Origin of the sequence: Erwinia sp. MYb375 (assembly GCF_037479175.1) — a bacterium.
Lineage (GTDB): Bacteria > Pseudomonadota > Gammaproteobacteria > Enterobacterales > Enterobacteriaceae > Erwinia > Erwinia rhapontici.
In genome coordinates this window covers 1-523 of the sequence record NZ_JBBGZS010000004.1, presented here as the reverse complement: position 1 = coordinate 523, position 523 = coordinate 1, and the positions used below count along the sequence as shown (strand labels likewise).

At 50.7% G+C, this 523-nt stretch carries 1 rRNA gene; it reads right to left on the bottom strand.

Going from position 1 to position 523, the window contains the following annotated elements:
* Positions 1–441, bottom strand: a 23S ribosomal RNA gene (locus WH279_RS00030); the annotation flags it as partial.
* Between the last annotated feature and the right edge of the window lie 82 nt (positions 442–523).

Sequence of the window (523 nt, the reverse complement as noted above, 5' to 3'; positions counted from 1 at the left end):
AGTCAGGAGTATTTAGCCTTGGAGGATGGTCCCCCCATATTCAGACAGGATGTCACGTGTCCCGCCCTACTCATCGAACTCACAGCAAGTGCATTTTTGTGTACGGGAGTATCACCCTGTACCCTGCGACTTTCCAGACGCTTCCACTAATGCACAAACTGATTCAGGTTCTGGGCTGTTCCCCGTTCGCTCGCCGCTACTGGGGGAATCTCGGTTGATTTCTTTTCCTCGGGGTACTTAGATGTTTCAGTTCCCCCGGTTCGCCTCAAGCCACTATGTATTCATGACATGATAGTGTGTCGAAACACACTGGGTTTCCCCATTCGGGTATCGTCGGTTGTTGCGGTTCATATCACCTTACCGACGCTTATCGCAGATTAGCACGCCCTTCATCGCCTCTGACTGCCTAGGCATCCACCGTGTACGCTTAGTCGCTTAACCTCACAACCCACAAGCGTCCCGAAGAACACATTGTCTGTTGTAAGCATTTGAGAGACTCGAACATGTCGTGGATTTCATTCTT